Origin of the sequence: Jeotgalicoccus marinus DSM 19772 (assembly GCF_000425825.1) — a bacterium.
GTDB classification, from domain to species: domain Bacteria; phylum Bacillota; class Bacilli; order Staphylococcales; family Salinicoccaceae; genus Jeotgalicoccus; species Jeotgalicoccus marinus.
The window spans coordinates 1-1,231 of sequence record NZ_KE384462.1 but is presented as its reverse complement, the minus strand read 5'-3'; the positions used below and the strand labels follow the sequence as shown (position 1 = coordinate 1,231).

The window sequence follows — 1,231 nt, the reverse complement described above, 5'->3', positions numbered from 1 at the left end:
TCGCTGTCTGAATCAGAGTCGCTATCTGTATCAGAGTCGCTATCTGAGTCGTTATCTGGGTCGTCATCATCAGCATTACAGATCTCACAAAGTTCTTTGATATTAAAGATTACTTTTGTTGAATTATCTGTGTATGTGATAACCACATCGCCATTCTCAATAATAGTAATATTTTGTACTACTTTACCGTCTTGATTTGATGGTATTTCAACAATAGAACCATCACTGAATACTATAACTACATTTCCTGATTCATTAACATATTGATTAATTATAGTTATTGATTCACCATCTGCACCAGGAGGAATTACAACTACTGAACCATCACTAAATTTAATGATTGTATTTCCATGTTCGTCAACGTATTGATTAACAATAGTAATCGACTCGCCGTCTTTACCGTCTTCTCCGTCAACGCCATCTTTACCATCTTTCACGAAAACTTCTTCTTTCTCTCCAGTTTCTGGATTAGTAATGATGATTGTGTAACCTGGGTTCTCTGGGTCTTCACTTGGTACAATGTCGATTTCTGGTGTTTCGCCATCTTTACCATCTTTGATTGTAACTCTAGAATCTTCTTCGCCTGTATTCGGATCAATTACGATTACATCATACGTGCCATCGCCATTATCTTCTATACGAACTGTATTTCCATCCTTACCGTCTTGACCATCTTCTCCATCTTGACCGTCTGCGCCATCAGCACCGTCTACACCGTCTTTACCATCTTTAACGAAGACTTCTTCTTTCTCTCCAGTTTCTGGATTAGTAATGATGATTGTGTAACCTGGGTTCTCTGGGTCTTCACTTGGTACGATGTCGATTTCTGGTGTTTCGCCATCTTTACCATCTTTGACTGTAACTCTAGAAACTTCTTCGCCTGTATTCGGATCAATTACGATTACATCATATGTGCCATCGCCATTATCTTCTATACGTACTGTGTTTCCATCTTTACCGTCTTGGCCATCTTCTCCATCTTGGCCATCAGCGCCGTCTTCTCCGTCTACACCGTCTTTACCGTCTTCTCCGTCAACGCCATCTTTACCATCTTTCACGAAGACTTCTTCTTTCTCTCCAGTTTCTGGATTAGTAATGATGATTGTATAACCTGGGTTCTCTGGGTCTTCACTTGGTACAATGTCGATTTCTGGTGTTTCGCCATCTTTACCATCTTTGATTGTAACTCTAGAAACTTCTTCGCCTGTATTCGGATCAATTACGATTACAT

1 protein-coding gene is annotated in these 1,231 nt (G+C 39.7%); it reads right to left on the bottom strand.

Annotated features, from left to right (window positions below; all coding sequences use genetic code 11):
* The coding region (locus H624_RS12160; protein ID WP_035857387.1) for a collagen-flanked surface repeat-containing protein at positions 1–1,231 on the bottom strand (1,231 nt) is incomplete at both ends.